This window comes from Microcoleus sp. BM001215392 (genome assembly GCF_036700185.1).
Taxonomy (GTDB): Bacteria; Cyanobacteriota; Cyanobacteriia; order Cyanobacteriales; family Microcoleaceae; genus Microcoleus.
Map to the genome: position 1 here is coordinate 1 of NZ_JAUBOJ010000442.1, position 5709 is coordinate 5709.

Genomic DNA, 5709 nt, shown 5'->3' on the forward strand with positions numbered 1-5709 from the left:
TACAGGGATGGAGCCGATACCTACAAACCTTGAATTATTTACACCGACTTACTTATCCGGCATAGGCCTCGGTGGCCTCGGTGGCCTCGGTAGCCTCGGTGGGCATACCTCACCACGCGATCGAACCGCTATAAAAGCGATTTCTCAACAATTGCTGGACAATTCTATTATTACAATTCCTTCTCAAAAAACGAAGCCACCGCGCGCGCGATGGCTTACTTAATTCAGCTTACTAATAGCAGTTGGCAAAAAATGCAACTGTAGGGACATGGTTTAAACCATGAGCTTTATCAGTCCTCGAAAATCGAAAATCGAAAATCGAAAATGCTATAACCCAGCTCTACCAAAGTCCTCTCACAGGAGGAGCCGGACGGGGAGCTGGAGCCGGACGGGGAGCCGGAATCGGAGCCGGAGCCGGACGGGGAATCGGACGGGGAGCGGGAGCCGGACGCGGTGGCGGCTCTGGAGCTGGGGCTGGACGTGGTGGTGGGGTGGACGGACGAACCACCGTTGTGGATACAACCTTATAGTTGGGGATCACAACGATATTGTCCACCTGAGACCCAACGTAGCTAGCCCTGACTTTCATTCCCGGTACGAGGCCGAGAATTTTCAGGACGCATTTTTGAATCCTGAGAGTCCTGTATGGGGCGTTTTCTTCGCGAATTGTTACTACGTCGCCAACAATACTTTTAACAAAACCAGTGACGGTTTGAGCGTTTGCTGTTGTGGTGGTCTGCGTTTGGGCTATTTCAGTTGCAGGGTTAGCCATCGCAGGATGCACTGAGACCGCCGAAATTAGCACCGACAGGGTTGCACCTGTCAATAATTTGATGTTCTGAAGACGCATTGAAACCTCACATTAACTTCTGTTCAGGGTCGGGTTTGCTTCCGCAGTGCGAAAGTTCCAACCTCTTGACCTAATCCAGTTTAATCCCCGAAGTAGGAAATTTAGGACAATCTCAAAAAAGATTATCGAACAAGTGTTGAAAGACTAAATTTTACACGATAAGTTCCCGATTTACACCAAGTTCAGGGCTTGGCATCTCTAAACTGCGGGCGTGATATATTGAGTTTGTTCGATCGACCGAACAGCCGTTTTTTTTTGCGCCCCTAACTGTTGTCGCAGGGGCCCGAAACTCTGCCAAAACACAGATTGTGCTGACCGGATGCAGCAGCCCCACAGTTTCAATTGTCGAGCGCGACCCTGCGACAGCTAAAAAAATCTAATTAATCGGAGGTGAAATTCTATCATTTGCTTGCAGTATCTACCCATCTACAGGGGTGGTTTGCCAATATCTCTCGCAAAGCGCCATCGTTAGCGGTATAAAATCCCAGTTTTTTTGGTATTAGTGGGTAAGTTTTGTGTTGAATTATATTATATCCGTAAAATTACCGATAGTAAAAAATATTAGTTCGATCGTTCGGACTGAGCGTCCGCATCTAATTTTAAGGACTAAAGTCCGAAGGATAAAACCATTTTTTTTGTAGTTAAACAAGTTATAATTTCTGGAAGTCAAACTAAAAAAATCGCGGCGCATTGACAGTCAAAAATCATCTCAATCTTTAGATATTGGGTGCGGTTAGCGGATAACTAGATAGGAACTTTGTAGGAACTGCTGGTGAGGAGTGTAGCGAACAAAATAATGGTAAACAGCAAATTTTTATTTAACAAGTTAATTGCGGTGAGTTTGAGTGCAGCGGGGCTGTTTGTAGCCCTACAGCAGCAGGCGGCCGCCCAATCGGTGGCTAATTGGAATGGTGGTGCGATCGCCCAGCGCTCAAAATCCGAGGTAAAATTGCCCAATCTCGGAGTTCCAGAACTGCCACCCCTGGGCGAACCGTCTCGGTATCTTCCCCAAGAACCAAAGGCTGCGGAAAATCCAGTTGAAGAAGTGCGTTTAGTGCTGAGATTGCGAGAACGTCGCGTTTATGTTTACCGCAAAAACAAGGTGCAAGCCAGTTTCCCGGTGGCTGTGGGGAAAGACGGCTGGGAAACTCCCACGGGTAGCTTTAAAGTCATGCAAATGATTAAAGATCCGGTTTGGGAGCATCCTTGGACGGGAGAACTTGTACCCGCAGGGCCGGACAATCCGCTGGGTACGAGGTGGATCGGGTTTTGGACGGATGGTAAAAATGCGATCGGTTTTCACGGGACTCCGACTCCAGAGTCGATCGGGCGAGCGGCTTCTCACGGTTGTGTCAGAATGTTCGACAAAGATGCCCAAGCTTTATTTGAGAAAGTCGCAGTTGGCACTCCGGTGATAGTTGAGAAGTAATTATTCGGAGGTTTAGATCCCCGGCGATTGAAATCGCGGCTACAAAAACAAAGTCCGCCTCCGCGGACTGAATAATTTCTTAGTCCGCAGAGGCGGACATCGTTTGTGTAGTAGCGGTTTTAACCGCCGAGTTTCAACGACCGAGTAATTTTGATATCAAATAGATTGCTGATATTTTTCCAGCAGTTCCGGGATATAATCGTAGCCATCAACACCGATCGCCGGAATGATATTGGGACGACTTTTAACCAAAGATTGTTTAAAAGCTTCCGCCCCCATTTGTCCGCGCAAAATTGTCAGCAAACCAGCCGATTGTCGCCATTCCATCGCCCCAATTTGCTCCAAAGTATACATCCCCAAACAGCCAGCAAATATCGCTTGTTCTAATTGATTCAGGCTGTAATAAGCTTGAGCTAAATAAGCTAAATTGAGACCTTGGAGATATAAGTCGCCGGAAAATTGAGCAGCTTGCCAACCTTTGACCAAATATTCGATCGCACCGGCGGCATTTTCCAGAGCAATTTTAGCAATACCGAGGCTGCTAGAGCAAAAAGCTTGACTTTGGCGATCGCCCAATTTTTCGGATAATAACAAGCCTTGTTCCAAATAGCCGATCGCACTTTCATAAACCTCCGGTTCCGCCTCCTCCAACTGCCGCGCGTGGAACACTTCGCTGTAGCCCAAATTAGCCAGCGCGTTCGCCTCACCTTGCCGCTCTCCCGCTTGCCGTGCCATAATCAAAGCCCGCTGGCTGTAATTAATCGCTTCCTGATAATTTTTTTGAGCTACATAATTGCGGCTGATGTGATTGAGATTCGCGACTTCGCAGGCTTTATCTCCTTCCATGCGGGCGATTTCCAGCGATTGCTTGTGCAGTAAGATCGATCGTTCGTAAGCCCCCGCCGCCTGCATCGAATAACCCAAAAGCGTCAAAATTCGAGCCTTCGCTTGAGTACCTTCAACCCGGCGCAGCGGTTCATCTAAATAATCCAAAGTATGTCGCAAAGCTTTACCATCAAACGAAGCAAAAATCCCGCCGTAAAGCGGAAAGTATTCCCGCCCAGAAAACGCGCGCAAAATTTGCAAAGTCACTTGAAAACAAGCATTTGCCAACTGTTCGCCGCTCTTGGTAGAATTATTAAATCCACTAGCTAGCTGACTCCAGATTACCGAAAAAGTAATGTAAGTAGAAATCGAAGCCTTTGTTGACACTTTGGAATCGTAAACTTGCTTGTCGAACCATGTTACCAATGCCCGCTGCAAGCACTGCAAAATAATCGCCAATTCCACCAATGTACCTAATTCTACATTAGACTGCTTCCCTGCAAGTTCAACGATCGATTCACCCCTGGCAATAGTTTGTAAAAGAGCGTTAGCAAAGGCACTATTAACTTTTTTGGCCCAAAAAGCCCAAGGCCCATTTTGTTCGGGACTGCCGCTAAATCCTAGCTGCTGCGGCTGATAAATCCAGCCTACGAGTTCCGGTTCCAAGCGCTGCCAAGATTCTAAACCTTTAGCAATCCCGGCGGTAATTTGCTGTAAATCTCGCTCGGTTTCGGGATTGGTAGTTTGCAGCATTTGTTGGTGTACAGATTTCGACAATTGCTGCAATTGATCGAGAGTCAGCGGATGTTCTTTATTGGGATCGATTATTTGCAATATTGCCAGGAGGCGGCCGTTGGATTCGGCGGCCAGGATTTGTTGGATGGAAGATGCGATTTCGCGATCGACGCGGTTATTCTTCTGCCACCGTTCCCATTCTCCTTGGATAGTTTTTAGCGCTCTGAGGCTGCGATTTGCCTTGGCTTGTTTGATTTCGTCCTTTTCATTTCGGAGCAGGTTGTCGGTGGCATCGAGGCGTTCGCCAAAACAGCGTTCAAAGATTTCGCCGGTGCCGGTGCCAATGTCTTGCACCAACATTTGATATACTTGTTCTTTCGAGCGAATTTGACCTTTGAGGGTGATTTCGACAATTTTATCGATCAGTGCTAGGTAGCGATCGCGCAATGAAGTAGATTCTGGCATAAGTTATTTTTAGTTAATAAGTTTTTATTGACACTGCGCGCCGTATTGCAGGCTGCTACTTAATTTTACAGATCATCTGGATTAATGCCCATGTCTCGCAGGCGATCGGCTAATCGATTTGCTCGCTGACTTTCAGATTCAGCCCGCTGTCTTTCAGATTCAGCCCGCTGTCTTTCAGATTCAGCCCGTTGACTTTCTAATTCAGCCCGCTGACTTTCAGATTCAGCGCGTTGACTTTCTAATTCAGCTCGTTGTCTTTCAAATTCTTCTGGAGTCAGAACCCAATCGCCACTAGCATCGTACCAGCGCAGCCACAACCTCGAAAAACCTTGATAGCAACCTTCCCACAAACCAATACCTAACTCTAATTCTGGTATCCAGAATCGCGAATCAGTTAAAATTTGTTCGCAGTAACGATTATCAATCAATTGAAATACTCTCAGTTGATTAGTGTAGCGACTAAAAACAAAGTAGTAAGGAATCTGCAAAATCTCTTCATAAACTCGCCACTTAGTAGGCGGTTTATTTCGGACTTCTGGTGTGATTCCCAAATCTTCATCTTCAGTTCCAGGTGACAGCAGTTCGACTACTACTAAAGGACTAATATTTTCTTGCCACATCACGTAGCTGAGGCGCAAGTCCTCACCTCGATAAAATCTCGAAGCTCCCAAGACAACAAACCAATCGGGTCTTTTATACCAATTGAGATGATTAGAATCGTAGTATAGATTGAGGTCTGTGGCTATAAATATTTGGTCTATCGGATGGTTGCGGGGGCGACAGGTTGTACGCAGCAGTTCGGGTTGATAGTCGTGATATTCGTCAGGCAAACCGGGCTCCTCCGGGTCTTCACTAGGTAGATCGTACATCGTAGGGAGCAGTTTTGTTTGGTAAGGCTGCGAATCCGGTACGTACATCGTCATAAGATTACCCGGGCGAGACGGCTTAAGGAGATTGAGGCGGTACGGTAATGGAGACATTATAGCGCGCTGCGATTTCTTTGGGCAGAAAATCGGTATCCTTTGCACCGGGAATGCGATCGAGATAGCAATCTTTTACTGCTAACATAAAGCCTTTGATTCCTTCTGGTGAATTTTAGGAGTCTGCTACCTTTAATAAATCTTGCCATTTACTCTCGTCATTGCTGTTGATATCTAGCAGTGAAATCCCTAAGTTTATACTATATTACGCTGGGGTTTATTCGGTTTAAATAGTGCAGCATTAACTCAAAAATATTAGCGAGTAAATTGCCGTCTATTTTCTTGTTAATCTTTAACTACTCAATTAAGTAATCAATCTCTTTGGGATTAGCCTTAGATGCGATCGGGTTTTGGGCCGCAGCGCTGCGAGTCAACAGGAAAGGCGATGTGAAAGATAGAAACGAGAGGGCAATTACGGCAACTAA

The 5709-nt window shown here is 46.4% G+C and carries 5 protein-coding genes and 1 pseudogene; 2 read left to right on the plus strand and 4 right to left on the minus strand.

Annotation, left to right across the window (positions count from 1 at the left end; all coding sequences use genetic code 11):
* Window positions 1-223 (plus strand): hypothetical protein (locus QT974_RS30185; protein ID WP_333472068.1); only part of this gene is annotated, 223 nt, incomplete at its 5' end.
* A 117-nt stretch (window positions 224-340) separates the two neighbouring features.
* On the opposite strand, the gene QT974_RS30190 is transcribed toward QT974_RS30185, so the two are convergent.
* Window positions 341-850, minus strand: a complete 510-nt coding sequence (locus QT974_RS30190) for an autotransporter (protein ID WP_333472069.1) — start codon at window positions 848-850, stop codon at window positions 341-343.
* Between the two features lie 796 nt (window positions 851-1646).
* On the opposite strand from QT974_RS30190, the gene QT974_RS30195 reads away from it, so the two are divergent.
* On the plus strand, window positions 1647-2279 hold the full coding sequence (locus QT974_RS30195; RefSeq protein WP_333472070.1) for a L,D-transpeptidase: 633 nt from the start codon (window positions 1647-1649) through the stop codon (window positions 2277-2279).
* Between the two features lie 156 nt (window positions 2280-2435).
* On the opposite strand, the gene QT974_RS30200 is transcribed toward QT974_RS30195, so the two are convergent.
* The 3 genes and pseudogenes from QT974_RS30200 to QT974_RS30210 form a co-directional block, all read right to left on the minus strand.
* Entirely contained in the window at window positions 2436-4304 is a 1869-nt protein-coding gene (locus QT974_RS30200) for a tetratricopeptide repeat protein (RefSeq protein ID WP_333472071.1), read from the minus strand.
* A gap of 65 nt (window positions 4305-4369) precedes the next feature.
* Window positions 4370-5227, minus strand: coding sequence for a Uma2 family endonuclease (locus QT974_RS30205; RefSeq protein WP_333472072.1), 858 nt, complete (start codon window positions 5225-5227; stop codon window positions 4370-4372).
* Window positions 5228-5249: 22 nt separating this feature from the next.
* Window positions 5250-5387, minus strand: a pseudogene (locus QT974_RS30210) (hypothetical protein); the annotation flags it as partial.
* Between the last annotated feature and the right edge of the window lie 322 nt (window positions 5388-5709).